Source organism: Stenotrophomonas panacihumi (genome assembly GCF_001431645.1).
GTDB classification, from domain to species: Bacteria; Pseudomonadota; Gammaproteobacteria; order Xanthomonadales; family Xanthomonadaceae; genus Stenotrophomonas_A; species Stenotrophomonas_A panacihumi.
Genome location: NZ_LLXU01000098.1, coordinates 34,744 through 57,971 on the forward strand (window position 1 = coordinate 34,744; position 23,228 = coordinate 57,971).

Here is a 23,228-nt window from a genome sequence, read left to right on the forward strand (position 1 = left end):
CTCCAAGGAGTTTCCCCATGACCGTCCCCGCCTTCGGCCTCGGCACGTTCCGCCTCAAGGGCCAGACCGTCATCGATTCGGTGCGCGACGCACTCGACGTCGGCTACCGCGCCATCGACACCGCGCAGATCTACGACAACGAGGCCGAGGTCGGCCAGGCCATCGCCGAATCCGGCGTGCCGCGCGACGACCTCTATCTCACCACCAAGATCTGGATCAGCCAGTTCCGCCGCGACGCGCTGGTGCCCAGCCTCAAGGAAAGCCTGCGCAAGCTGCGCACCGACCGCGTCGACCTGACGCTGATCCACTGGCCCTCGCCGAACGACGAAGTGCCGATGGCCGAGTACCTCGGCGCGCTGGCCGACGCCAAGGCGCAGGGGCTGACGCGCGAGATCGGCGTGTCCAACTTCACCATCGACCTGACCCGCCAGGCCATCGAACTGCTCGGCGCCGAGGCCATCGCCACCAACCAGGTCGAGATCAGCCCCTACCTGCAGAACCGCAAGCTCACCGGCTACCTGCGCGAGCAGGGCATCCATGCGACCTCGTACATGACGCTGGCGTATGGCGAAGTGCTCAAGGACCCGGTGATCGCCGCGATCGCGCAGCGCCACGGCGCCACGCCGGCGCAGGTCGCGCTGGCCTGGGCGCTGCAGCTGGGCTATTCGGTGATCCCGTCCTCGACGAAGCGCGCGAACCTGGAGAGCAACCTGCAGGCCGCGACGCTGCAGCTCGATGACGCCGACATGGCGCAGATCGCCGCGCTCGATCGTGGACACCGGTTGGCCAACCCGCAGGGCATCGCGCCGGCCTGGGACTGAATGCGCGCATGCGCAAAACGAGCACTGGCGGCCCGCGAAACGGGCTGCTAGGGTGCGTTGCAAGGGGGGTGGTTCTCGCAACGGAGTCCTGCCCATGCAACGCACCACGCTGCAGTCCTCATCGCGCACACCCGAACCGGGCGCCATCGCCTGTGCCTTCATCGACGTGGAAGGCGAGCTGGCGTACTGGCGCCAGTGCCACGCGCTCGGCCACCTCGGCCCGCATGCCTTCGACGCGTATGCCGCGCTGCTCAAGCTCGGCTTCGACATCTATCTCGGCCATCCGCGTGCGCGCGAAGCGCATCTGTACGAAGTGCTGCACGACGCCTACCAGCGGCAGGTCGATCCGCCGCCGCTCAGCTGGGATGAAACGCGCTGGCTGGTGCGTCGCGCCTGGCAGCGGATGAGTTACAGCAGCTGATGCCGGCTCATTCGCCCGGCGATCTCACCACCAGCCGGTGCTTGCCGGCCAACGCGAGCATGCCCTGCAGGGTGGCGCTGATCAGCGCGGCATAACGCAGGCGCCAGAACTGCGCGCGGTCGGCGATGTCGCCGGTGCCATCGAGGGCATCGAGCACGGCGGGGAGGCGGCGGTCGGCGAAGGCGGAGCGGTCCATGTACGGGCGCGAAGGCTCGATCACATCCACCGGCGCGCGCCAGGCGTCGGCCACCGTTTCGGCGATGCCGGCCACGCAGGAAAGCTGGTGCATGCCCGCCTGGGTTTCATGCAGCATCTCGCGGCATGCCCAGTCCCACAGCGCGGCCTTGTCGGCCTCCGCCAAGGGTTCGAGGGCTACTTCCACCTGTTGTACGCGGTCGTCGAACATCGTGCCGTCCTGCCATGCTGCTTTGCAGCATCATGCGCCCGAAAAAGTGAGCGCTGGGTGACGCCGCGGCCCGCGGGGTGAATGCGGTCATCCTGACTTCCCTCACATGCGCCCGTGCCGGGCCGGGCGGAAGCTGCGCGCATATCCCCGAGAGACCACGGACATGAAGCGCCAGCGACTGCCTTGGTTGACCCTGATCCTGCTGAGCCTGGCCGGCGTGGCCAGCGCCGATGCGCCGCACCCGCGGCTGTCCTCGCAGCAGTGCCAGTTCACCACGAACTACGACCTGCGCATCGCCGACGACGGCGTGTGGCTGGAACGGGAGACCGGCGCGCCGCGCGAGGTCCACATCCACGATGGCGCCATCGCCATCGACCAGCGCACGCAGGACATCAGCGCCGACGACGCGCGGCGGCTGCGGCGCATGGAAGCCATGACCCGCGACCTCGTGCCGGCGGTGGCCAACATCGCGCGCGAGGCGGTGGACATCGCCTTCGACGCGCTGGGCGGCGTGGTCCAGATCATGACCGACAGCAAGGCCAAGGCGCGCGACGTGGAGCGCGTGCGCAAGCAGGCGATGGCGCAGATCGACGCCTCGCTGGGCAAGGGGCGCTGGGACCAGAAGCAGTTCGACGAGACCTTCGAAGCCAACGTGGAGCGCGCCGCCGAGGACATGGCCGGCACGCTCACCCGCAGCGTGCTGTGGGCCGCGTTTACCGGCCGTGCCAGCGAGATCGAACGCCGCGCCGATGCGATGGAGAAGGACCTCGACGCGCGCATGGAAGTGCGCAGCCGCAAGCTCGAGGCACAGGCACAGTCCCTGTGCGACCAGGTCACCGCGCTGCACGACGTGCAGCAGCAGCTGGATCTGCGCTACCAGGGCCAGCCGCTGCAGCTGCTGGTGCCCAAGCCGGCCGACGACAAGGACGACGGCGCGCGGGTCGCCGCCAATCCCAAATAGTCGCTACCGCAACGCGTAGCGGTCGAAACCGTCCACCAGTCGCTTGGCCAGCTTGGCGGCATGCAGCTGCTGCAGCCACCATTCCAGCGCGCGACCGCTGTGGTCGCTGCGCCAGCCGAGGTAGAGCGTGTTGGGTTCGCGCGGGTCGGCCAGGGTCTTCTCGACCAGTTCGCCGCGCTTGAGCAGCGCGGCCACGCGCGCCTGCGGCAGCCAGCCCACGCCCAGGCCGGCGCGCTGCGCTTCGATCTTCGCGGCCATGCTCGGCACCGCCAGCGTGGGTTGGCCCCCCAATACGCCGTAGACGCGGGCCGACACCTGCCGCGCGGAGTCGGCTGCCACGATCGCACGATGCGGGGCGATGTCCTCGCGCCGCAGCGGGCCGGGCTGCTTCGCCAGCGGGTGGGAGGGCGCGACCGCGAATACCCAGCGCAACGTGCCCAGCTCACGCCAACGCAGGTTCGGGATCGAAGGCGGCTCGTTGGTGGCACCGATCACCAGGTCGGCGCGGCCATCGCGCAGTGCTTCCCAGACGCCGCCCAGCACTTCATGCGTGACGCGCAGCGCGACGCCGGACTGCAGGCGATCGAACGCATGCAGCAGCGGCAGCAGCGTTTCGAATTCCAGCAACTCGTCCGTGACGATCCACAACCGGTCTTCCCAGCCGCTGGCCACCTGGTGCACGCGCCGGCTCAGGCGGGCGATGTCCTGCGACAGGCGTGCCGCCTCGTCGGCGAGCAAGCGCCCGGCGGGCGTGAGCTCCAGCCGGTAGCGACGGCGGTCGAACAGCAGGGCATCGAAGCGCGCTTCCAGCTGCCGCGCCGCATGCGAAACGGTTGACGGTGCCTTGCCCAGCCGGGCGGCTGCACGGGAGAGGCTGCCGGCGTCGCGGATGGCTTCCAGCAAGGCCAGTTCGTCGTTCGACAACATGTTCGATCCCTTCGAACGGGTCGTTGCCGGCGATGGTACGGCATGGGCGGGGCGGGGGCGCACGATGCGCTCACGGCAATCGGCCGTCCCCAACAAGAAGCAGGTGTGTCATGCAACGTTTCGAAGGCAAGACCGCGCTGGTCACCGGCGGCAGCAGTGGCATCGGGCTGGCCGCCGCGCTGGCCTATGCGGAGGAAGGCGCCACGGTGGTCATCACCGGCCGCTACCAGGCCGCGCTGGAAGCCGCCGCCGCGCGCCATCCGCGATTGATCCCGATCACCAACGCCACCGGCGGCGTGGCCGCCGCGCGCGAACTGGCCCAGGCGCTGCAGGCACGTGGCCTGCGCCTGGATGCGGTGTTCATCAATGCCGGGCTGGCGCGTTTCGCCGGCCTGCAGGACATCACCGAAGCGCTGTGGGACGAGCTGTTCGACGCCAACGTCAAGGGCGCGTTCTTCCAGGTGCAGGCGTTGGCGCCGCTGCTGAACCCGGGGGCGTCGATCGTGCTCAACGGTTCGATCAACGCGCACATCGGCATGCCGAATACCATCGTGTACGCGGCGAGCAAGGCCGCGCTGGTGTCGCTGGCGCGCACGCTGTCGGCCGAACTGTTGCCGCAGGGCGCGCGCGTCAACGTGCTCAGCCCGGGGCCGGTGGCCACGCCGCTGTACGGCAAGCTCGGGCTGCAGGGGCAGGCGCTGGACGATGCCGCCGCGCAGATCCAGGCGCAGGTGCCGCTGGGCCGCTTCGGTACGCCGGAGGAGATCGCCGCGACGGTGCTGCATCTTTCGGCCAGCGAATCGGCCTTCATCGTCGGCAGCGAGATCTTCGCCGACGGCGGCATGGCCCAGCTGTAAGCGGCTAGTCCGCCAGCCAGCGCCGCAGCGCGTCGGTCACCGCCTGCGGCTGCTCCAGCGGGGAGAGATGGCCGCAGTCGGGCAGTTCGACCTGCCGCGCCTGCGGCATCAAGGCGGCCATTTCGTGATGGAGCGCGGGCGGGGTGATCGCATCCTCGGCGCCCCACAGCACCAGCGCCGGGCCCTGCCAGGCGCGCAGCACGTCGCTGCCGTCCGGGCGGGCCAGCAGGCTTTGCCGGGCGAAGACCTGCGCGCCCAAGCGCGCGGTCATGGCGCGGATGTATTCGAGCAGCGCGTGGTCCTGCAGATGCGAGGGCGCCACGTAGCTGCGCATCAGCTTTTCGCCGAAGCCGTGGAAGGTGCCCGGCATCGCCGCGCCACGCGCCAGCGCCTGGCGCTGGGCGCTGCGGGCGGCGGTATCGGCACGGGTGGAGGTATCGAGCAGGGCCAGGCGTTCGACGCGTTCCGGCGCCACGCGCAGGATCTGCTGGGCGACATAGCCGCCGAGCGAGAAACCAGCCAGCGCGAAGCGCGGCGGCGCCGCGGCGAGTACGGCGCCGGCCACCGCGTCGAGCGTATCGCCGGTCGTCAGGTCGCCGACGTGGCAACGCACTTCGGGGGACAGGGCTTCGATCTGCGCCGCCCACAAGGCCTCGTCGTTGAGCAGGCCGGGCAACAGCAGCAGGTCGGTGGAGGCGGCGCTCATGCGCCGGGCCGTGCGCGGCAGCGCGCAGGCTTCAGGGGGAGGTGGAGCATGCGGGTGATTGTCGCGGCGCCGGTGCACGGCGTCCATGATCAACCCTGGCCGTCATCTCCGGCGGGCGCGGCCTCTGTCCACAGCAGCGCGCGAATCTCGGTGAGCGACAGGCCCTGGCGGCGCGCACGGCGAACCCGCAGCAGGCGGGCCAGGTCTTCCTCGCCGTAACGGCGGTGGCCGGTGGGCGTGCGCTGCGAGGGAGGCAACAGGCCGAGGGATTCGTAATGGCGGATGCTCTGGGCATTGCAGCCCACCGCGCGAGCCAGCTGGCCGATCTTCATGGCGTCTCCGGTATCGGAGACGCCATTGTCGAAACGGCCTTGTCGGAAACCCGTCGGACGCCGGGGCGCCGACGGGCCGGGGATCAGGCCAGGGTCAGGGTGACGTCGATGTTGCCGCGGGTGGCGTTGGAGTACGGGCACACCTGGTGCGCGGCATCGACCAGCGCCTGCAGCTGCTCGCGCTCCATGCCCGGCACGGCGATCTTCAGCGCCACGGCGAGGCCGAAGCCGCCCGGGATCTGGCCGATGCCCACGCTGCCTTCGATGGTCGGTTCGGCCGGCAGCTTGATCTTCTCGCGGCCGGCGACGGCCTTCATCGCACCGATGAAGCAGGCCGAATAGCCGGCGGCAAACAGCTGTTCCGGGTTGGTGCCGTCGCCGCCGGCGCCGCCGAGCTCGCGCGGGGTGGACAGCTTGATGTCGAGCACGTTGTCCGACGAGACGGCGCGACCTTCGCGGCCCCCGGTGGCGGTGGCGTGGGCGGTGTACAGGACGGTGGTGGGCGATGCCATGGGACTTCTCCTGGTGGGTGGCGGCTGGGCCGCAGATAGTGAGCGATTAAATAGCGTGCAATTTCATGGGTCGAACGAATCAGCGGGCGGCGCGGCCGAGGTTCTCCCGCAGCTGGTTCAGGCGGCCGTGGAGGGCCTTGGCCTCGTCCAGGCTGCAGGCCACGGCGCATCCGATCTGCTGCGGGACATCGGCCGCCTTGGCCCGCAGCGCGCGCCCGGCATCGGTGAGGCTGATGACCACCTGGCGCTCGTCGGCGGTAGCGCGACGGCGTGACACCAGGCCGGCGGCTTCCAGGCGCTTGAGCAGCGGCGTGAGCGTGGCCGAGTCCAGGAACAGGCGTTCGCCGATGTCCGAAACCGTGCGCTGGTCCTGCTCCCACAGCACCAGCATCACCAGGTACTGCGGATAAGTGAGATCCAGCGCCTTGAGCAGGCCGCGGTAGAGCTTGTTCATCGCCAGCTGCGTCGAGTACAGGGCGAAGCACAGCTGGTTGTCCAGCTTGAGGCTTTCGGCGGCATCGAAGGGAAGTGGCTTGTCCATGGCGTGCAATTTACATAGCGCGCTATTTAATAGCAAGGTTGATGGCCGAAATGGACAGCTTTCGTTCAGGCGCGGAATCAGGCCTTGTGGGCGGTCGACAGGTATTCGGTGCTCTGCATTTCGATCAGGCGCGAGGCGGTGCGCTCGAAGGCGCCGGCCAGGCGCTCGCCGCTGTACAGCAGCGGCGGCGCATCGACCGCCGTGCAGACCAGGTTGACGTGGCGGTCGTAGAGCTCGTCGATCAGGTTGACGAAGCGGCGCGCCGCATCCTCGTTCATGCGGTCGAAGTGCGGGATGCCGCCGAGCAGCACGGTGTTGAACTCGCGCGCGATCTCGATGTAATCGGCCGTGCCGCGCGGGCCTTCGCACAGCGCGGCGAAATCGAACCACGCGATGCTCTTGCCGCGCCCGCGCACCGGGATCTTGCGGCCCTCGATCTGGATGTTGCCGGCGTGCGCCGCGCCGCCGCCGCTGAGTTCACCCCAGCGCTGCGACAGCCAGCCGTCGGACTGCGCGTCGAGTGGCGCCTGGTACACCGGCGAGCGCGTCAGCGCGCGCATGCGGTAGTCCTCGGTGCCTTCGGCGTAGAGCTCCACGCAGAACTTCTGCAGCAGCGCGATGGCGGGCAGGAAGCTCTCGCGCTGCAGGCCGTTGGCGTAGAGGTTCTCCGGCGCGGTATTGGAGGTGGTCACCAGCGTCACGCCTTCGGCGAACAGGCGCTCCAGCAGGCGGGCCAGCAGCATCGCATCGCCGATGTCGGTGACGAAGAATTCGTCCAGCACCAGTACGCGCAGGTTCTCGCGCCATTCCTGCGCGATCTTCGCCAGCGGGTCGCTCTGCCCGGCGTGCTCGCGCAGGCGCTCGTGCACGCCGCGCATGAAACGGTGGAAATGCGTGCGGTACTTCTGCTTGATCGGCAGGCTGTCGTAGAACAGGTCCACCAGGAACGTCTTGCCGCGGCCGACGCCGCCCCAGAAGTACAGGCCGCGCACCGGCTCGGGCTTTTTCCAGAACGCGGACAGGCGGTCGAGCCAGCCGTCCTGCGCGCTGTCGAGCAGGGCTTCGTGGATGCGGTCCAGTTCGGCCAGCGCCGCGTGCTGGGCCGGGTCGTCGTTCCAGTCGCCGCGCGCCACGCCTTCGGCGTAGCGCTGCGACGGAGTCAGTGCCGTCATGTCGTCGCCGCCCGCCTCAGCCGTTCGCGCCGGGCAGCCAGCGCCGCACGCCGTGCTGGATCGCGCCGCGCAGGTCGATCAGCTTGCGATGGAAGAAGTGGCTGGTGTCGGGCATGCGCACCATTTCGTGCGGCGCGGACAGGCCCTCGAGCCAGCGGTATACCGCCTGCGCATCGACGATCTCGTCGGCATCGCCCTGGATGACCAGCCATTGCGCGGGCGGCTGCACGCCCTCGAAATCCCAGCCGCGATCCACCGGCGGGGCGATCGACACCATCACCTGCGGCTGCAGTTCCCCGGCCAGGCGCAGCGAGACGAACGCACCGAAGCTGAAACCGGCCAGCCACAGCGCCGCATCCGGGCGCTGCGCGCGCACCCAGGCGGCGACCGCGCGCAGGTCGTCCTGCTCGCCGTTGCCGTGGTCGAACGTGCCGGCCGAATGGCCCACGCCGCGGAAATTGAAACGCACCACGGTCACGCCGAGTTCGCGCAACGAACGCGCGCACATCGTGACCACCTTGTTGTGCATGCTGCCGCCCTCGGTGGAGAGCGGATGGCAGACGATGGCCACGACCGGCAGCGGCGCGACCTCGCCCTCGGGCAGGTCGACGGCGACTTCGAGCGGCCCGACGGGGCCGTCCAGCACGAGCGCGCCGGATTCTGTGGGGAAGGGGGCTTCGGACATGCCCTCATAATAACCGCCCCGCCCGGCCGCCCGACGCGTACCGGCACACCGCATCGTCCTGCCCATGTCCTACCTGTTGCTCAGCGTGCTCTGCAGTGTCCTGGTCTCGGTACTGCTCAAGCTGGCGCCCCGCCAGCGCATCGACATCGCCCAGGCGATCACCTGGAACTACGCCGTCGCCGGTGCGTTGGCGCTGTGGCTGCTGGATCCCTCGCTGGCGGCATTGCGCGCGCCGCAGACGCCCTGGGTCGCGCTGGTGCTGCTGGCCATCGCGTTGCCCTCGATCTTCCTGGTGCTCGCGCGCTCGGTGCGCCTGGCCGGCATCGTGCGCAGCGACGTGGCGCAGCGCCTGTCGCTGCTGCTGTCGCTGGCGGCAGCGTTCCTGTGGTTCGGCGAGCAGGCCAGCGCCGGCAAGCTCGCGGGGCTCGCGCTTGGGCTGCTGGCGATCGTGGGCATCCTGCAGCGGCCGGCCGCGGCGTCGGAAGGTGCACGCGGCTGGCCGTGGCTGCTCGCGGTATGGGCCGGATTCGCGCTGATCGACGTGCTGCTCAAGCGCATCGCGCTCGCCGGCGTGTCCTCGCTCAGCTCGCTGACGCTGTGCTTCCTTATCGCCTTCGCACTCATGCTCACCGTGCAGGTCGTGCGACGCCTGCGCGGCGACATGCGCTTCGATGCACGCAGCCTGGTCGGCGGCGGCGTGCTGGGCGCGCTGAACTTCGCCAACATCCTGTTCTACGTGCGCGCGCACCAAGCCCTGTCGGACAGCCCGGCGGTGGTGTTCGCCACGATGAACATCGGCGTGGTGGCCCTGGGCGCGATGGTCGGCATCGTGGCGTTCGGGGAGCGGACCAGTCGCTGGAACCGCGCGGGGCTGGCGCTGGCCGTGGTCGCCATCGCCGTGATCGCCTTCGCCGCGAAGGGATGATCGCGCGACACGGCGTTCCAGCTACAACCTCTGGCGGGCTTGACACTGTTGTTACTCTATAACAGTTCCAGCCGGGAGTATCCCTTGAAGCCTGCCACCCCCACCGTCTCCGCTTGGGCCGACTTGTCGGCCGCCGCCCTGTCAGGCCTGTGCCTGCTCCATTGCCTCGCCCTGCCGCTGCTGGCCTCGTTGCTGCCGGTGCTCGGCGCCTGGAGCCAGGCCGAGTGGGTGCATGGCGTATTCGTGCTGCTGGCGTTGCCGCTCAGCCTGCTGGCCCTCGCGCGCGCGCATGCCCGGCGCGCGTTGCCGCTGAAGATGTGGGCACTGGCGGCGTTCGGGCTGGCCGCGCTGGCTGCCGGCGCGCTGGGCTGGCCGGTCGCGCGGTGGGAGACGCCCATTACCGTGGGCGGCAGCCTGATGCTGGTCGCGACGCATGCCTGGAACCTGCGCCGCGGCCACGCGCACTAGCTCAGGGGTCGAAGCCCAGCAGCAGCGGGTCGTGGTCGGAGCTGCGCCACGGCCCTTCCACGTTGCGATCCCGATAGCCCAGCGCGTCCTGTTCGTCGGCATTGATATGCCATTCGACCGCGCCACGCAGCGCAGGCGCGAAGGCCGGGCTCAGCAATGCATGGTCCAGCCGGCCGGTCTGGCCGTTGTAGACGTAACTGTAGGGATGCGCGACGCCGGCCACGACGAACGCATCCTGCCAGCCGCGCGCACGCAGTTCGCGTAGCGGGGATTCTTCGGCGTAGGCATTGAAGTCGCCCAGCAGGACGGCGCGCTGGCCCCCGCTGCGGGTGGGATCGGTACGCAGCCAATCATCCAGGCGCCGCGCGGTTTGCGCGCGCGTGGCGTTCCAGCAGGCCTGGCCGTCCTTCTGGTCGGCATCGGCGCCGGTCGCCTCGCTGCAGCCCTTGGACTTGAAGTGGTTGGCCACCACGACGAACGGCTTGCCGCCCGCGCGGCTGCGGAATGCCTGCGCCAGCGGCACCCGGCTGTGGTCGACGAACGGGCCGCCTTCCAGCGTCACCGGCTTGCCGACCGCCTTCACCCTGGACGCGCGGTAGATCAGGCCGACACGGATCGGATTCGTTCCCGGCCCCTTGCCAGCATCCACGTAACGCCAGTCACCCTGCTCGCCCTGGCCCTCGTTGAGCGCGTTGACCAGCGTGGCGACGGCCGAGTCCGGCCCGTAGCCATCGTTCTCCAGCTCCATCAGCGCGGCGACGTCGGCATGCAGCGGGCGGATCGTCTCCACCAGCTTGGCCAGCTGCGCCTTGAACTCGGCTTCGGTGCGCGCGCCACGCAGGGTGGGGAAGCCGCCGCCCTTGCCGTCACCGTTGAAGAAGTTCTCCAGGTTGAAGGAGGCCGCGCGCAAGGCGCCGGCCACTTCCGGCGGCGCGGGACGCTGCAGTGCCGGGGGCGCCAGCGGCGCGGTCACCTGCAGGCGCCAGCTGCCGTCGTAGCGGCGATCGACGATGCCCTCCACCTGCGTGAAGGCAGTGCCAGTGCGCAGCGTTGCATCGGCGGGCAGGTACGCCACCTGCCCCGGGTTGCGCTGGCTGCTGCCATCGTCGAGCACGAGGCGGCGACGCGCGTTGTCACGTTCCACCTCGGCGTACTGCGCGCTGCCCGGCTCCGCGACTTCGCTCGGCTGCCAGAGCCGGCCATCGAAGGCGACGACCAGCTCGCCGTTGCGCTCCAGCCCATCCGTGCCGGACAGCGTCAACGGCGCGCTGATGCGCACGCGTTCGCCTTCCAGGGCACGCCAGTCGGCGGGCGCGGCGGTGATCTCGCGCAGCGGCAGCGGCTGGGCGTGCTTGAGCACCTCGATGCGTTCGGCCTTGAGCGTGGTCAGCGAGGCTTGGGCACCCGCCGCCGTCTCGGCCACCTGGCCGCGCACGCGCACCCGGTCGCCCACGGCGAGCGCGGCATCCCCCGCCGGCTGCACGAACACTGCGTCGGAGGTGGCGTCGTCGCCGTCGCCGCCGTCCTGCACGAAGAAGCCGCCGAGGCTGGCCCGCCAATCCGCGGTCACCACGCCTTCGATCGTGACGGGCTTGCCTTCGTAAGCGCTACGCGCCTCGCTGCCCTGCACCGTGCCGATCGGCAGCGCCTTGGGGGCTGCGGCCACGGCCGGCAGGACGGCGCACAGCGCCAGCGTGAGGACAGCCTGCCGCAACTGCGGCAACCGGGAAGCCGGGGAAAGCGACATTCGGGGTACTCCGTGGGTCCGACCAAACAAAACGCCGCCCGGTGGGCGGCGCGGGGGGTGCACGATACACCCGGGCTATTTCAGATTGCCGACCATCCAGTCGACCGTGGCCTTGACCTGCTCCTCGGTCAGGGACGGGTTACCGCCCTTCGGCGGCATGATGCCGCCATCGGGGCCGGTGAAGCCTTCGATGGCGTGCTTGTAGAGCGTGTCCTTGCCTTGCGCGATGCGCTTGTCCCAATGCGAATGGTCCAGCGTCGGCGCATTGCCCACGCCATTGGTATGGCAGGCGGTGCAGAGGTTGTCGAAAATCACCTTGCCGTCGGTCGTACCCCCATAGGCGACCTGGGAAGCGGCCTTGGCCATCGCCGCCGCATGCGCGGCGGCCTGCGCGGCGGCGCCGGTGCTGCCGGCATAGACCGCACCTGCCGGTGCGATGCGTTGCTCGGTGCGCTTGGCGGCCGTCGGGGATACCTCGTCGGGAATCGCGCGTTGCAGGTGTGCGGCAAACAGGATCAGGCCCAGGGTGACCAGCATCAGCAGGCCGATCACCATGGAAAACTTCTTCAGGAACTCGAGATCGTAATTCCGCACGCGCTCACTCCTGGCTGTGGTTCGGGACCTTCGCTACGCGCCGGAGTATAGGGCCAGTCCGTATTCACTGAAGCCCCCCGGCACCCGCCGCCACGAGGGCTTCGATAAAGCACACGGAATTGCGGGGGTTTGCGCCCGCCCGCTACGCGGCGGGAGGCCGCTTTTGCGGCAGCGCGGCACGGCGGCCGCGTCGCGGCCAAGCCGGAAAATGAGTATCATTCCCAACTTCACACCTCTCCGGAACATGCTCATGAAGAAGCTGCTGCTGGCCTGCGTGGCCTGGTCGTGCCTGTCGCTGTCGGCCCATGCCCATGAAATCTGGATCGAACGTGACGGCCAGAGCGGCCCGGTGCGCGTCTATTTCGGCGAGCCGGCCGAAGCGGCGGCAGCCGAGAGCGAGGACGAACTCGGCCGCCTGCAGCATTTCGAAGTGTTCGGTGCCCAGGGCAAGGCCGGCAAGGCGACCCGCAACGGCGACCATCTCGTCGCCCCGCTGGCCGCCAGCGGCGATGCCTGGCTGTTCGACAACCAGGTCTTCGAGCCGTGGCAGGGCGAGGACAAGCGCTATGAGGCGGTGAGCTACTACGCGCGCGCCGGCCGCAGCAGCACGAAGTCGCGCCTGGCGCTGGAACTCGTGCCGACGGCTGCCCAGGGCAACACCTTCACCGCCACGTTCCGCGAAAAGCCGCTGGCCGATACCGAGATCTCGCTCATCGACCAGAAGAAGACCCTCAAGACGCTCAAGACCGATGCACAGGGCCGGGTGACGCTGCCGTCGCTGGCACCGGGCCGCTACATCGTGGTGGTCGCGCACAAGGAGCCGGTCGAGACGCTGGTGGCCGGCAAGCAGGTCGAGACGATGCACCACATCAGCACGCTGACTTTCGCTTCCGAATAAAGCGTGATCGTGTCCAGCAACCGCCTCCCCCTGCCGTGGTTCAAGCGCCCGTGGCTGGGCGTGCTCTCCCGTAGCGGCGCCGCCATCTTCGGCGGCTACGCGCTCGCCAGCGCCAGCAGCGTGCTGCTCGCGCGGGCGTTGCCCACGCCCAGCCAGGCGGTGTTGACCGGCCTGATGGTCGGCATCCTGGTCTGCGCCTGCGCCGCGTTGTGGGCCTTCGCCACGGCCAGCGCATGGCGGGCATGGGCGGGCATCGTGATCCCGGCGGCGGCGATGTTCGGCCTCGCCGCACTGATCGGGCCGGGGGGCGCATGAAGCAGGGTTTCCGGCAATCGATGGCGTGGCTGCATACCTGGACCGGCCTGCTGGTCGGCTGGGTGCTGCTGCTGATCTTCATGGGCGGCACCAGCAGCTACTACAAGCAGGAAATCAGCCGCTGGATGCGGCCGGAGCTGCCCATCACGCAGGTGGATACCACCACCGCGGTGGCCAGTGCCGAACGCTACCTGCAGCACAACGCCGGCGATGCGTTGAGCTGGAATGTCACCCTGCCCGACGCGCGCACCCAGGCGATCGAGATGTACTGGATGAACCCGCCGGCGCCGGAAGGCGCGCCGGCGCGGCGTGCGTACGGGCAGGCCACGGTGGATCCGGGCACCGGTGAGGAAGTGGCGGCGCGCGAGACGCGCGGCGGCGAGTTCCTCTACCGGCTGCACTTCGACCTGCATTACATCCCGGTGGTGTGGGCGCGCTACATCGTCGGCTTCTGCGCGATGTTCATGCTGGTGGCGATCATCACCGGCGTGATCACGCACAAGAAGATCTTCAAGGACTTCTTCACGTTCCGCCCGGGCAAGGGCCAGCGTTCGTGGCTGGATTTCCACAACGTCAGCGCGGTGCTGGCATTGCCGTACCACGCGATGATCACCTACACGGGCATCGTCACGCTGGTCTTCATGTACCTGCCGTGGGCAATCGACGCGCGCTATCCCGGCAATGAAATGCAGTACTACGCCGAAGCCGCAAACCGCATCAGCGATAGCGGCCCCGCCGCCGGCAAGCCCGCCACGATGCGCCCGCTGAAGGAGCTGCTGGCGCGGGCAAACGCCGAATGGCCCGGCGTGGATATCGGCACGATGTCGGTCGCCAACCCAGGCGATGCAAACGCCACGGTGGATTTCGGCGTTCGCCCCAGCTCGATTTCGAACATCGCGCCCTCGCTGCGCTACGACGCGGTGACCGGCCGCCTGCTCGAACGCAGTCCCCCGCCCGGCGGCGCCACGCAAACCTACGGCACGCTGTATGGCCTGCACATGGCGCGTTTCGCCGACCCCGCCCTGCGGCTGCTGTTCTTCGGCTGCGGCCTGCTCGGCTGCCTGATGGTGGCGAGCGGCGCGGTGCTGTGGGCGCAGAAGGAACGACCCAAGCACCTGAAGGCCGGTCGCATCGGCTTCGGTTTGCGCCTGGTCGACGCGCTCAACATCGGTGCGGTGGCCGGCCTGCCCATCGCCTTCGCGGCGTATTTCTGGGGCAACCGCCTGCTGCCGGTGGGCATCGAAGGCCGCGCCAACCTTGAGCAGAACGTCTTTTTCTGGGCCTGGGGCGTGGCCATGCTGGCTGCGTTCGCGTGGCCGAAGCGGAGCATGTGGTGGGCGCAGCTGTACGTGGGCGCGGTGATGTTCGCCGGCATTCCGCTGGTCAACGCGCTGACGACCGGCATCCATCTCGGCGTCACCCTTCCCGCAGGGCTGTGGTCGCTGGCCGGCGTGGATCTGGTCTGCCTGGCGCTGGGCATTTGCCTGGCCGTGGCGGCGCGGCGCGTGCAGCGTTGGCAACCGCCGGTGCCGGCATCGCAGCGCAAGGCCCGTGTGCAGGCCGCGGCACCGGCGATCGCCACGCCGCCCGTGGGGGAAGGCGCATGACCGTGTGGCTGGCGATCGCGCTGGGCTTCTCCGGTTTCACCGCCTTGTGGCGCGCGATGGAACACCCGGCGCATGTGGCACCGGGCCAGCCGGCACCCACCGTGCAGCGGCGCCGGCAACTGCGCATTGCCGGCTGGGTGCTGCTGACGCTGTCGCTGCTGCTGTGCTGGAGCGCACGCGGCGGCGCGATCGGCACCGTGCTCTGGCTCGGCACGCTGACCGCCTCGGCGGTGCTGCTGGTGTTCGGCCTGCTGCCGTACCGGCCACGCGCCATCAAGCCGCTGGCGTGGGGTGCACCAGTGCTGGCCCTGCTGCTGTGGGGCGTGCTGGGCTGAGCCCGGCCTAGGCCGCCTGCGCGCCTACCGCGCGCAGGCAGAACGTGCAGATCGCCTCGACCAGCCGTTCGCCATCGCGCGGGCTCTCGCGGCTGGGTGCGATGGGCCCGACCAGCGCCTCGGTATAGGCACCGACCAGGCACGCCGCCGCCGCGTCCAGATCCTGCTCGGGCAGCTCGCCGCTGGCCACGCCCTGCGCCAGCAGGTCCCGGAACACCTCGCCCAGCAGCCGGCGAGCCCGGATGCGTTCGGCATCCACCTCGGCCTCCACGGGCTCGGCGATGAACGCCCAGGCCAGGCCGGGGCCTGCCAGCGCGCGCCGTACGAAAGACTCCACCGCGCGATGGAGCCGACGGCCCACCGGCAGCGGCTCGGCGGCGATGGCGCGCAGGATGGCGATCTCGTTCTCCACCGCGGCGCTCAAAACTTCCACGAACAAGTCGGCTTTTGAGGGGAAATGCCGATATATCTGCCCGGTGGACACCCCCGCCGCGGCGGCGACAGCAGTGATCGGTGCGTTGCGGTAACCGCCTTCGGCCACCAGCTTGCGGGCCGCCTGCAGGATGCGTTCGCGGTTGCCGGCCAGGCGTTCTTCCATCAGGGCGGAGCGTTTGTAGACCATGCGGAGATTGCGGCTCAATTTGTGAATTACGATTCACTTCTTTATCGGAACGGGCTAGGCTGATGCCGGAATGCAACGCCTGCCAGGCGTGCGCCGACTACCGCCACGGAGTTCCACCATGCACGTGCCGTCGCTGAATTTCGACCTGGGCGAGGATATCGACCTGCTGCGCGAAAGCGTTGCCGCCTTCGCCGCGCGCGAGATCGCACCCATCGCCGCCCAGGTCGACCACGACAACACCTACCCGGTCCCGCTGTGGCGACGGCTCGGCGAACAAGGCCTGCTCGGCCTCACCGTCGAGGAGGAGTATGGCGGCAGCGGCATGGGATATCTCGCCCACGTCGTGGCGATGGAGGAAATCTCCCGCGCTTCCGGTGCCATCGGCCTGTCGTATGGCGCGCACTCCAACCTGTGCGTCAACCAGCTGCGCAAGAACGGCACGCCGGCGCAGAAGGAAAAGTACCTGCCCCGGTTGTGCAGCGGCGAGCATGTCGGCGCGCTGGCCATGAGCGAGCCCGGCGCCGGTTCCGACGTGGTGTCGATGAAACTGCGCGCCGAACGCCGTGGCGACCACTTCGTGCTCAACGGCAACAAGATGTGGATCACCAACGGCCCGGACGCCGACGTGCTGGTGGTCTATGCCAAGACCGACCCCGAAGCCGGGGCGCGCGGCATCACCGCCTTCCTCATCGAGAAGGGCATGCCGGGCTTCTCCACCGCGCAGAAGCTGGACAAGCTGGGCATGCGCGGCTCAAACACCTGCGAGCTGGTCTTCAACGACTGCGCGGTACCGGCGGAGAACGTCCTGGGGCAGGTCGGCGGTGGCGTGCGGGTGCTGATGTCGGGCCTGGATTACGAGCGCGTGGTGCTGTCCGGCGGCCCGCTGGGGCTGATGTCGGCGGCGATGGACGTGGTGCTGCCGTACGTGCACGAGCGCCGCCAGTTCGGCGAGCCCATCGGCACCTTCCAGCTGATCCAGGCCAAGATCGCCGACATGTATGTCGGGCTCAATGCGTGCCGCGCGTACGTGTATGCCGTGGCACGCGCCTGCGACCAGGGCCGCACCACGCGGCAGGACGCCGCCGGCGCGATCCTCTACGCGGCCGAGAAGGCCACCTGGCTGACCGGCCAGGCCATCCAGATCCTGGGCGGCAACGGCTACGTCAACGAATACCCGACCGGCCGCTTGTGGCGCGATGCCAAGCTGTACGAGATTGGCGCGGGGACGTCCGAGATCCGCCGCATGCTGATCGGGCGCGAGCTGTTCGAGAAGACGCGCTGACGTCGCGGCCACCCGCCAACGCAAGGAACGAGATGACCGTCCTGACCACCCAGCTGCAACCCGGCAGTGACACCTTCGAAGCGAACGCCGCCGCACTGCGCGCGCAGGTGGACGACCTGCGCGCGACGCTGGCGCGCACCGCACTGGGCGGCAGCGAGGCCGCGCGCGCCAAGCACGTCGCCCGCGGCAAGCTGCTGGTGCGTGAGCGCATCGATGCCCTGCTCGACCCCGGCAGCCCGTTCCTGGAAATCGCGCCCCTCGCCGCGCACGGCATGTATGGCGACGAGGTGCCGTGCGCCGGCGTGGTCGCCGGTATCGGCCGGGTGAGCGGCGTGGAATGCGTGATCGTGGCCAACGACGCCACGGTCAAGGGCGGCACGTATTACCCGATCACGGTGAAGAAGCATCTGCGCGCGCAGGAAATCGCCCAGCAGAACCGCTTGCCGTGCATCTACCTTGTCGATTCCGGCGGCGCGTACCTGCCGATGCAGGACGAGGTATTCCCGGACCGCGACCACTTCGGCCGGATCTTCTTCAACCAGGCCAACCTTTCAGCGCAGGGCATCCCGCAGATCGCCTGCGTGATGGGTTCCTGCACGGCCGGTGGTGCCTACGTGCCGGCGATGAGCGACGAGACAGTGATCGTGCGCGAGCAGGGCACGATCTTCCTCGGCGGACCGCCGCTGGTGAAGGCGGCCACCGGCGAGGTGGTCAGTGCCGAGGAGCTCGGCGGCGCCGACGTGCACACGCGCATTTCCGGCGTGGCCGACCATTTCGCCGACAACGACCTGCAGGCGCTGGCGCGCGTTCGCGCCATCGTGGCCCAGCTCAACTGGCGCAAGCCGGCGCCTTCGTTGCTGCTGCAGGCACCGGAGGCGCCGCTGTTCGAGGCGCAGGAGCTGTACGGCGTGATCCCGGCCGATACCCGCAAGCCGTATGACGTGCGCGAGGTCATCGCGCGGATCGTCGACGGCTCGCGCTTCGACGAGTTCAAGCCGCGCTACGGCAATACGCTGGTGACGGGCTTCGCGCACCTGCATGGCTATCCGGTCGGCATCATCGCCAACAATGGCATCCTGTTCTCCGAGTCCGCGCTCAAGGGCGCGCATTTCATCGAGCTGTGCTGCCAGCGCGGCATCCCGCTGGTGTTCCTGCAGAACATCACCGGCTTCATGGTGGGACGCAAGTACGAGCATGGCGGCATCGCGAAGGACGGCGCCAAGCTGGTGATGGCGGTGGCCTGCGCGAAGGTGCCGAAGTTCACCGTGGTGATCGGCGGCTCGTTTGGCGCCGGCAACTACGGCATGTGCGGCCGCGCGTACTCGCCGAACTTCCTGTGGATGTGGCCGAACGCGCGCATCGGCGTGATGGGCGGCGAGCAAGCCGCCAGCGTGCTGGCCACCGTGCGCCGCGACGGCATCGAGGCCAAGGGCGGCCAATGGCCCGGCGAGGAGGAAGAGGCCTTCAAGGCACCGATCCGCGCGCAGTTCGAGGCGCAGGGGCATCCGTACTACGCCAGCGCCCGGCTATGGGATGACGGCGTGATCGACCCCGCCGATACCCGCCGCGTACTGGGCCTGGCGCTTTCCGCTTCGCTCAATGCCCCTGCCGAAGCCACCCGCTTCGGCGTCTTCCGCATGTAAGCGGCCAGGAGAGCTGCAAATGTTCGACAAGATCCTGATCGCCAACCGCGGGGAGATCGCCTGCCGCGTCATCGCCACCTGTCGCCGGCTGGGCATCGCCACCGTGGCGGTGTACTCCGATGCGGACCGCGACGCCCGCCATGTGCGGCTGGCCGATGAAGCCGTGCATATCGGCGCTGCGCCAGCGGCGGAGAGCTACCTGCGCGGTGACGTGCTGCTGGCTGCCGCACGCCAGGCCGGCGCGCAGGCCATCCATCCCGGCTACGGCTTCCTTTCCGAGAACGCGGATTTCGCCGAGGCCTGCGCCACCGCCGGCGTCGTCTTCATCGGCCCGCCGCCGCAGGCCATCCGCGCGATGGGCGACAAGAGCGCCGCGAAGGCATTGATGCAGGCGGCCGGCGTACCGCTGACCCCCGGCTACCACGGCGACGAACAGGATGCGGAGTTCCTGCGCGCGCAAGCCGATGCGATCGGCTACCCGGTATTGATCAAGGCCAGCGCCGGCGGCGGCGGCAAGGGCATGCGGCGCGTGGATCGCAGCGAGGATTTCGTCGCCGCGCTCGCCAGCTGCCAGCGCGAGGCGCAGTCGGCATTCGGCAATGCGCATGTGCTGGTGGAGAAATATGTCGAGCGGCCGCGGCATATCGAGATCCAGGTATTTGCCGACAGCCTCGGTAATGTCGTCCACCTGTTCGAGCGCGACTGCTCCGTGCAGCGGCGCCACCAGAAGGTGCTGGAGGAAGCGCCGGCACCGGGCATGACCGCCGAGCGCCGCGCCGCGATGGGCCACGCCGCGGTAGAAGCCGCACGCGCGGTGGGCTACGTCGGCGCGGGCACGGTGGAGTTCATCGCCGGGCCGCAGGGCGATTTCTATTTCATGGAAATGAACACCCGCCTGCAGGTGGAGCATCCGGTGACCGAGTGCATCACCGGCACCGACCTGGTGGCGTGGCAGTTGCGCGTGGCCAGCGGCGAGGCGTTGCCGAAGCGACAGGAGGAACTGGAGATCCACGGGCACGCCATCGAAGCGCGCCTGTATGCGGAAGATGCCGATCGCGGGTTCCTGCCCTCCATCGGGACGCTGCGCCGGCTGCGGCTGCCTCCGGACGATGGCCACGTGCGCGTGGATACGGGCGTGGAGGAAGGCGACGCCATTACGCCTTACTACGACCCGATGATCGCCAAGCTCATCGTGTGGGACGTGGATCGCGTTGCGGCGCTGAGAAGGATGCGAGCGGCGTTGGCGCAGTGCGAGATCGCTGGCGTCACCACCAACGTGGATTTCCTGCGGCGGCTGGTGGCGACCGATTCGTTCTCGCATGCACGGCTGGATACCGCGCTGATCGAGCGCGAGCAGGCGGCGCTGCAGCCAGCCGCGTCAGCTGACGACGCGCACTGGATGTTGGCGGCACTCGCCGCGCAGGTGCTTCGTACTCCGGCAGCGGTGGAGCGAACCGATCCGCATTCGCCCTGGTCGATGGAGGACGGATGGCGCATGGGCGAGCGTGCGTGGACGGGGATCGAACTGGAGCACCGTGGAGAGCGCCGTCGCGTGGCATTGCGCACGGGCGGCCAGGGATGGGACGTGGCGCTTGGAGAGAGGCAGGCCAAGGCTACGGTGCGGCGGGAAGCGGATGGGCTGCGCGTCGGAATGGAAGGGCGGCAGTGGCCACTGCGCGCGTGGCGCGATGGTTCCCGTGTGCACCTGTTCGGGATGGACGGCGGGCAGCCCTGGTTGATCCATGACGCCATCGCGGAAGCGGACCAGCCAGCGGTGGAGGCCGGTGGGCTGACCGCGCCCATGCCCGGCCGGGTGATCGCGCTTCCCGTGGTGCCCGGCGCCAAGGTGGCCAAAGGCCAGCCGCTGGTAGTGCTGGAAGCGATGAAGATGGAGCACAGCCTCAACGCGCCGGCCGATGGGGTGCTGAAGGCTTACCGGGTTCGCGAAGGGGAACTGGTGGGCGAGGGGGTAGTGCTGGTGGAGTTTGAGGCGGGTTAGGCGGACGGATCAGGCCCAGATCTTCGACCCCGGATCCAGCTCCGCCGTCACCATCACCTTGTCGCGCCAGCCGAATCCGCAGATCGCCAGCGCACCTTGCGTGGTCGGATCCAACCCCAGCGCGCGCTCCAGGTGCTGCTCGTTGATCGCACCGGTAATGAAGGCGCCCAAACCCAGATCCGTGGCGGAAAGATAGAGCGTCTGGGAGATGTGCCCGGCTTCCAGCGCCACGACGCGGTAGCCCTTCGCATGCTGGCGATACTTCCAGAACGTGCGATCGAAGCGAGGCGCCAGCACGATCAGCACATGGGCATCCCGGAACCAGTGCTGCTGCGCGACGGATTCCATCACGAAATCGCTCAACTCCCCTTCCGGTGATGGCAGCGCCTCCAGTGCGTGCGCATCCGCCCGGTAGTGGTACAGACCCGGCGCGAGCCCTTCGACGTTCTGCACGATGAGATACGCCTCCATCGGATGCAGGCCACCACCGGACGGCACGTTCTTCTTGAGGAACACCATGTCGTCGGTGACTTCCACCTTGGTCTGCGCGGCCAGGGCACGTTCGATGATCTTGGAGAAGACGGTCAGCGGCACCGGACGCGAGGCGTCGAAGTTGCGGCAAGTGACGCGACGATGCATCAGCTCGTCGAAGCTGTTGTGGGGCACCTCCGGCAACCGGATGAGTGCTTCATCCTCCGGCACGAGACGACGCGCCTCGGCCGGCGGCACGCCTAGCACCTGCCGCATCTCCAGCGCGGTTTCGGTACCGGACTCCTTCATGTTTTTCACCGCGTCCACTTCGTCCCAGCGGGTGAAGGCGTGGAGAAGGGCACCCATGGGGTGCCAGTAGGCGGAGCGGAGGCGTTCGTCACGCTCTCGGTGGGCATCGTGCACGCCCTGCTCTTTCGCGACAAGCAAGCCAAGCTCGAGCAGCTGCGTAGCAAGTTCGATTTCTTCTGCCAGATCGGACATAGGAATCCAACGAGAAGGACTGATCCTACCTAGCAGCTCCCGTTGCGGCGCATCCACTTCAACGGGCTGGCCGATATGCGGCGCCAGGGCGCGCCAGGAAAGCGTGCGCCGCAAGCCGTCTCCACCAGTCAACAAACTCTCGAACTCGAACTCAATAGCCTCTTGAGGCTCGATGACAAGCACTTCGCAACGACGCACGTGCAGGTTTTGCAACTTCATGATTGCAGGAGTATCCGATAACGCGAATGGGCTCGCGGACAAGATCCACCGAAGCTACATAAACCGTAGCTTCGGCATGGATCGCGAATCTAGGACCTCAGGCCGCCCGCAGGTGCAGCCCGCGCGCCAAGCCAGCGTCGAGTGCGGGTACCGTCTGACTGCTGCCTGATGTCAGCATTCGGTCGATCTCCTGTGCAGCCATGCGGATGTCGGCTTTCGATGCGAGCTGGGTGACCATCAAGCAACTCGAATTTGCACGAATCGCCTCGCCATCCTTACCCGACGGCATAAGTCCAGCCTGCTCCAGTGCTCCGATCGGGTCCACGGTGAACTGCTCCCGGAATAAATCATCCGAAGAGAGCGTCGAGATGAGCTTGCGAGCGGACGCGGGGTCGAACTTGATCACTGTCGATCTCCTTTCGAGGATGAGGACACAGATTACGGGTTTACCTGTGGCGTCAGGCAACCAGCTTTACCCGCCTGGCCAAGGAAAGCCCCGCGTCAAGGGCCGGCGTGATCTGGCCGATTCCATGAGTAAGCATCCGATCAATCTCACACTGCGCCGCAAGAATATCCGCTTTTGATGCAAGCTCGCTCACCATGATGCAACGGTGATGCGCTCGAACAGAGTCGACGCCGCCGATCGGCAACAAACCGCTATCGATCAACGCCGAACTTGGATCAGCACAAAAATTCTCGCGAAAGCCATCGTCGGAGCACAGCAACTCCACCAGCTTGCGAGCCACGACAGGTTCGAACTTCATTGCCATGAAGAGCCTCCCATTGCCAGGTTGATGAGCAGAATTACATCACCGCGAAAAGTGCCGTACATCGAGATAGCCGGACATCCAACATCGAAACTACGCTGCTAATATGCAGCGGTTACATGCACTAAAGATATTGAAGTCCACGCCGATACTCTTCGTCAACCACCACCAGACCAAACATCATGTCCACTCTCAAGCTCGAAGCAGCTACCGCCAACAAGTTGATCGAACTTCTCTCGAGCAACGACAAGTTCCGGGATCTTTTCAGCAGCGATCCGTTGGCCGCAATGGTTGAACTCGGCCTTCAGCCCGATGACGGACTCAAGCAGTTCGTCGGAACCTGCTGCGCGAAGATCACGCTCGCAGACAAGGAAACCATTGTCTCGGCAAAAGAAGCTCTCCAGAGCATGCTGACTCGCGGAATGGACCAGTCGGTACCCATGCTGGATGCGAACCAGGCAGGCGGTCGCACCCTCAAGTAAGACCCACGCCCT

The 23,228-nt window shown here is 68.2% G+C and carries 28 protein-coding genes; 14 read left to right on the forward strand and 14 right to left on the reverse strand.

The features are described 5' to 3' along the window. Nucleotides 1-17: 17 nt before the first annotated feature. Nucleotides 18-821, forward strand: a complete 804-nt coding sequence (gene dkgB / locus ARC20_RS13025) for a 2,5-didehydrogluconate reductase DkgB (protein ID WP_057647798.1) — start codon at nt 18-20, stop codon at nt 819-821. A 94-nt stretch (nt 822-915) separates the two neighbouring features. After that, nucleotides 916-1,242, forward strand: a complete 327-nt coding sequence (locus tag ARC20_RS13030) for a hypothetical protein (protein WP_237642588.1) — start codon at nt 916-918, stop codon at nt 1,240-1,242. Between the two features lie 7 nt (nt 1,243-1,249). Here ARC20_RS13030 and ARC20_RS13035 read toward each other — a convergent pair whose 3' ends face one another. After that, nucleotides 1,250-1,648, reverse strand: a complete 399-nt coding sequence (locus ARC20_RS13035; RefSeq protein ID WP_057647800.1) for a hypothetical protein — start codon at nt 1,646-1,648, stop codon at nt 1,250-1,252. Between the two features lie 163 nt (nt 1,649-1,811). Here ARC20_RS13035 and ARC20_RS13040 point away from each other — a divergent pair, with 163 nt between their 5' ends. Then, on the forward strand, nt 1,812-2,609 hold the full coding sequence (locus tag ARC20_RS13040) for a DUF2884 family protein (RefSeq protein WP_057647801.1): 798 nt from the start codon (nt 1,812-1,814) through the stop codon (nt 2,607-2,609). 3 nt (nt 2,610-2,612) lie between these two features. Here the strand turns inward: ARC20_RS13040 and ARC20_RS13045 are convergent, their stop codons facing one another. Continuing rightward, nucleotides 2,613-3,536 carry a LysR family transcriptional regulator gene (locus tag ARC20_RS13045; protein ID WP_057647804.1) on the reverse strand — a complete coding sequence of 308 codons (924 nt, stop codon included), beginning with the start codon at nt 3,534-3,536 and terminating at the stop codon, nt 2,613-2,615. 110 nt (nt 3,537-3,646) lie between these two features. Between ARC20_RS13045 and ARC20_RS13050 the strand changes: the two genes are divergently transcribed. Then, on the forward strand, nt 3,647-4,393 hold the full coding sequence (locus ARC20_RS13050; RefSeq protein WP_057647806.1) for an SDR family oxidoreductase: 747 nt from the start codon (nt 3,647-3,649) through the stop codon (nt 4,391-4,393). Between the two features lie 4 nt (nt 4,394-4,397). On the opposite strand, the gene ARC20_RS13055 is transcribed toward ARC20_RS13050, so the two are convergent. The 6 genes from ARC20_RS13055 to ARC20_RS13080 all read right to left on the reverse strand — a co-directional run bounded on the left by ARC20_RS13055 (nt 4,398) and on the right by ARC20_RS13080 (nt 8,341). Then, nucleotides 4,398-5,099, reverse strand: a complete 702-nt coding sequence (locus tag ARC20_RS13055) for an alpha/beta fold hydrolase (protein ID WP_057647807.1) — start codon at nt 5,097-5,099, stop codon at nt 4,398-4,400. Between the two features lie 89 nt (nt 5,100-5,188). Further along, a complete protein-coding gene (locus tag ARC20_RS13060; RefSeq protein WP_057647809.1) occupies nt 5,189-5,431 on the reverse strand; it encodes a MerR family transcriptional regulator in 243 nt (80 codons plus the stop codon). 83 nt (nt 5,432-5,514) lie between these two features. Continuing rightward, the gene (locus ARC20_RS13065) at nt 5,515-5,943 is read right to left on the reverse strand and encodes an organic hydroperoxide resistance protein (RefSeq protein ID WP_057647811.1); all 429 of its coding nucleotides are present in this window, start codon (nt 5,941-5,943) and stop codon (nt 5,515-5,517) included. Between the two features lie 79 nt (nt 5,944-6,022). Further along, nucleotides 6,023-6,484, reverse strand: a complete 462-nt coding sequence (locus ARC20_RS13070) for a MarR family winged helix-turn-helix transcriptional regulator (RefSeq protein ID WP_057647813.1) — start codon at nt 6,482-6,484, stop codon at nt 6,023-6,025. A gap of 77 nt (nt 6,485-6,561) precedes the next feature. Continuing rightward, on the reverse strand, nt 6,562-7,656 hold the full coding sequence (zapE, locus tag ARC20_RS13075; protein ID WP_057647814.1) for a cell division protein ZapE: 1,095 nt from the start codon (nt 7,654-7,656) through the stop codon (nt 6,562-6,564). A gap of 16 nt (nt 7,657-7,672) precedes the next feature. Continuing rightward, entirely contained in the window at nt 7,673-8,341 is a 669-nt protein-coding gene (locus tag ARC20_RS13080) for an alpha/beta hydrolase (RefSeq protein WP_057647816.1), read from the reverse strand. Nucleotides 8,342-8,405: 64 nt separating this feature from the next. On the opposite strand from ARC20_RS13080, the gene ARC20_RS13085 reads away from it, so the two are divergent. Then, a complete protein-coding gene (locus ARC20_RS13085) occupies nt 8,406-9,266 on the forward strand; it encodes an EamA family transporter (RefSeq protein WP_057647818.1) in 861 nt (286 codons plus the stop codon). Between the two features lie 84 nt (nt 9,267-9,350). Further along, nucleotides 9,351-9,734 (forward strand): MerC family mercury resistance protein, encoded by a 384-nt coding sequence (locus ARC20_RS13090; protein ID WP_057647820.1) that lies wholly within the window; start codon nt 9,351-9,353, stop codon nt 9,732-9,734. Between the two features lies 1 nt (nt 9,735). On the opposite strand, the gene ARC20_RS13095 is transcribed toward ARC20_RS13090, so the two are convergent. Continuing rightward, on the reverse strand, nt 9,736-11,481 hold the full coding sequence (locus ARC20_RS13095; RefSeq protein ID WP_057647822.1) for an ExeM/NucH family extracellular endonuclease: 1,746 nt from the start codon (nt 11,479-11,481) through the stop codon (nt 9,736-9,738). A 75-nt stretch (nt 11,482-11,556) separates the two neighbouring features. After that, nucleotides 11,557-12,075 carry a c-type cytochrome gene (locus tag ARC20_RS13100; protein WP_057647825.1) on the reverse strand — a complete coding sequence of 173 codons (519 nt, stop codon included), beginning with the start codon at nt 12,073-12,075 and terminating at the stop codon, nt 11,557-11,559. A 250-nt stretch (nt 12,076-12,325) separates the two neighbouring features. Here ARC20_RS13100 and ARC20_RS13105 point away from each other — a divergent pair, with 250 nt between their 5' ends. The 4 genes from ARC20_RS13105 to ARC20_RS13120 are packed head-to-tail and all read left to right on the forward strand — an operon-like array spanning nt 12,326 to nt 15,230. Further along, entirely contained in the window at nt 12,326-12,973 is a 648-nt protein-coding gene (locus tag ARC20_RS13105; RefSeq protein ID WP_057647827.1) for a DUF4198 domain-containing protein, read from the forward strand. A gap of 6 nt (nt 12,974-12,979) precedes the next feature. Beyond that, on the forward strand, nt 12,980-13,288 hold the full coding sequence (locus ARC20_RS13110; protein ID WP_057647859.1) for a DUF3649 domain-containing protein: 309 nt from the start codon (nt 12,980-12,982) through the stop codon (nt 13,286-13,288). Next, a complete protein-coding gene (locus ARC20_RS13115) occupies nt 13,285-14,895 on the forward strand; it encodes a PepSY-associated TM helix domain-containing protein (RefSeq protein ID WP_057647828.1) in 1,611 nt (536 codons plus the stop codon). Before ARC20_RS13110 ends, ARC20_RS13115 begins: the two co-directional genes overlap by 4 nt. Beyond that, on the forward strand, nt 14,892-15,230 hold the full coding sequence (locus tag ARC20_RS13120; protein ID WP_057647830.1) for a DUF3325 domain-containing protein: 339 nt from the start codon (nt 14,892-14,894) through the stop codon (nt 15,228-15,230). Before ARC20_RS13115 ends, ARC20_RS13120 begins: the two co-directional genes overlap by 4 nt. A gap of 7 nt (nt 15,231-15,237) precedes the next feature. On the opposite strand, the gene ARC20_RS13125 is transcribed toward ARC20_RS13120, so the two are convergent. Continuing rightward, nucleotides 15,238-15,852, reverse strand: a complete 615-nt coding sequence (locus ARC20_RS13125) for a TetR/AcrR family transcriptional regulator (protein WP_057647832.1) — start codon at nt 15,850-15,852, stop codon at nt 15,238-15,240. A 118-nt stretch (nt 15,853-15,970) separates the two neighbouring features. On the opposite strand from ARC20_RS13125, the gene ARC20_RS13130 reads away from it, so the two are divergent. The 3 genes from ARC20_RS13130 to ARC20_RS13140 are packed head-to-tail and all read left to right on the forward strand — an operon-like array spanning nt 15,971 to nt 20,776. Beyond that, nucleotides 15,971-17,134: an isovaleryl-CoA dehydrogenase gene (locus tag ARC20_RS13130; RefSeq protein ID WP_057647836.1), complete on the forward strand. Its 1,164-nt coding sequence runs from the start codon at nt 15,971-15,973 to the stop codon at nt 17,132-17,134. 32 nt (nt 17,135-17,166) lie between these two features. Next, nucleotides 17,167-18,777, forward strand: a complete 1,611-nt coding sequence (locus ARC20_RS13135; protein ID WP_057647839.1) for a carboxyl transferase domain-containing protein — start codon at nt 17,167-17,169, stop codon at nt 18,775-18,777. A 19-nt stretch (nt 18,778-18,796) separates the two neighbouring features. Further along, nucleotides 18,797-20,776 carry an acetyl/propionyl/methylcrotonyl-CoA carboxylase subunit alpha gene (locus ARC20_RS13140; protein ID WP_057647841.1) on the forward strand — a complete coding sequence of 660 codons (1,980 nt, stop codon included), beginning with the start codon at nt 18,797-18,799 and terminating at the stop codon, nt 20,774-20,776. A 9-nt stretch (nt 20,777-20,785) separates the two neighbouring features. Here the strand turns inward: ARC20_RS13140 and ARC20_RS13145 are convergent, their stop codons facing one another. The 3 genes from ARC20_RS13145 to ARC20_RS13155 all read right to left on the reverse strand — a co-directional run bounded on the left by ARC20_RS13145 (nt 20,786) and on the right by ARC20_RS13155 (nt 22,737). Further along, a complete protein-coding gene (locus ARC20_RS13145) occupies nt 20,786-21,952 on the reverse strand; it encodes a putative peptide maturation dehydrogenase (protein ID WP_057647860.1) in 1,167 nt (388 codons plus the stop codon). A gap of 112 nt (nt 21,953-22,064) precedes the next feature. Next, nucleotides 22,065-22,373: an NHLP-related RiPP peptide gene (locus ARC20_RS13150; protein WP_057647842.1), complete on the reverse strand. Its 309-nt coding sequence runs from the start codon at nt 22,371-22,373 to the stop codon at nt 22,065-22,067. 52 nt (nt 22,374-22,425) lie between these two features. Further along, nucleotides 22,426-22,737 carry an NHLP-related RiPP peptide gene (locus tag ARC20_RS13155; RefSeq protein WP_057647845.1) on the reverse strand — a complete coding sequence of 104 codons (312 nt, stop codon included), beginning with the start codon at nt 22,735-22,737 and terminating at the stop codon, nt 22,426-22,428. A 179-nt stretch (nt 22,738-22,916) separates the two neighbouring features. Between ARC20_RS13155 and ARC20_RS13160 the strand changes: the two genes are divergently transcribed. Then, the gene (locus ARC20_RS13160) at nt 22,917-23,216 is read left to right on the forward strand and encodes an NHLP-related RiPP peptide (protein WP_057647847.1); all 300 of its coding nucleotides are present in this window, start codon (nt 22,917-22,919) and stop codon (nt 23,214-23,216) included. Nucleotides 23,217-23,228 lie beyond the last annotated feature (12 nt).

Coding starts and splice junctions, on each gene's coding strand:
- ARC20_RS13045 (WP_057647804.1), bottom strand. CDS start 3,536: ATGTTGTCGAACGACGAACTGGCCTTGCTGGAAGCCATCCGCGACGCC.
- ARC20_RS13040 (WP_057647801.1), top strand. CDS start 1,812: ATGAAGCGCCAGCGACTGCCTTGGTTGACCCTGATCCTGCTGAGCCTG.
- ARC20_RS13060 (WP_057647809.1), bottom strand. CDS start 5,431: ATGAAGATCGGCCAGCTGGCTCGCGCGGTGGGCTGCAATGCCCAGAGC.
- ARC20_RS13155 (WP_057647845.1), bottom strand. CDS start 22,737: ATGGCAATGAAGTTCGAACCTGTCGTGGCTCGCAAGCTGGTGGAGTTG.
- ARC20_RS13085 (WP_057647818.1), top strand. CDS start 8,406: ATGTCCTACCTGTTGCTCAGCGTGCTCTGCAGTGTCCTGGTCTCGGTA.
- ARC20_RS13070 (WP_057647813.1), bottom strand. CDS start 6,484: ATGGACAAGCCACTTCCCTTCGATGCCGCCGAAAGCCTCAAGCTGGAC.
- dkgB (WP_057647798.1), top strand. CDS start 18: ATGACCGTCCCCGCCTTCGGCCTCGGCACGTTCCGCCTCAAGGGCCAG.
- ARC20_RS13125 (WP_057647832.1), bottom strand. CDS start 15,852: ATGGTCTACAAACGCTCCGCCCTGATGGAAGAACGCCTGGCCGGCAAC.
- ARC20_RS13095 (WP_057647822.1), bottom strand. CDS start 11,481: ATGTCGCTTTCCCCGGCTTCCCGGTTGCCGCAGTTGCGGCAGGCTGTC.
- ARC20_RS13140 (WP_057647841.1), top strand. CDS start 18,797: ATGTTCGACAAGATCCTGATCGCCAACCGCGGGGAGATCGCCTGCCGC.
- ARC20_RS13065 (WP_057647811.1), bottom strand. CDS start 5,943: ATGGCATCGCCCACCACCGTCCTGTACACCGCCCACGCCACCGCCACC.
- ARC20_RS13135 (WP_057647839.1), top strand. CDS start 17,167: ATGACCGTCCTGACCACCCAGCTGCAACCCGGCAGTGACACCTTCGAA.
- ARC20_RS13120 (WP_057647830.1), top strand. CDS start 14,892: ATGACCGTGTGGCTGGCGATCGCGCTGGGCTTCTCCGGTTTCACCGCC.
- ARC20_RS13050 (WP_057647806.1), top strand. CDS start 3,647: ATGCAACGTTTCGAAGGCAAGACCGCGCTGGTCACCGGCGGCAGCAGT.
- ARC20_RS13035 (WP_057647800.1), bottom strand. CDS start 1,648: ATGTTCGACGACCGCGTACAACAGGTGGAAGTAGCCCTCGAACCCTTG.
- ARC20_RS13055 (WP_057647807.1), bottom strand. CDS start 5,099: ATGAGCGCCGCCTCCACCGACCTGCTGCTGTTGCCCGGCCTGCTCAAC.
- ARC20_RS13130 (WP_057647836.1), top strand. CDS start 15,971: ATGCACGTGCCGTCGCTGAATTTCGACCTGGGCGAGGATATCGACCTG.
- zapE (WP_057647814.1), bottom strand. CDS start 7,656: ATGACGGCACTGACTCCGTCGCAGCGCTACGCCGAAGGCGTGGCGCGC.
- ARC20_RS13030 (WP_237642588.1), top strand. CDS start 916: ATGCAACGCACCACGCTGCAGTCCTCATCGCGCACACCCGAACCGGGC.
- ARC20_RS13160 (WP_057647847.1), top strand. CDS start 22,917: ATGTCCACTCTCAAGCTCGAAGCAGCTACCGCCAACAAGTTGATCGAA.
- ARC20_RS13080 (WP_057647816.1), bottom strand. CDS start 8,341: ATGTCCGAAGCCCCCTTCCCCACAGAATCCGGCGCGCTCGTGCTGGAC.
- ARC20_RS13115 (WP_057647828.1), top strand. CDS start 13,285: ATGAAGCAGGGTTTCCGGCAATCGATGGCGTGGCTGCATACCTGGACC.
- ARC20_RS13105 (WP_057647827.1), top strand. CDS start 12,326: ATGAAGAAGCTGCTGCTGGCCTGCGTGGCCTGGTCGTGCCTGTCGCTG.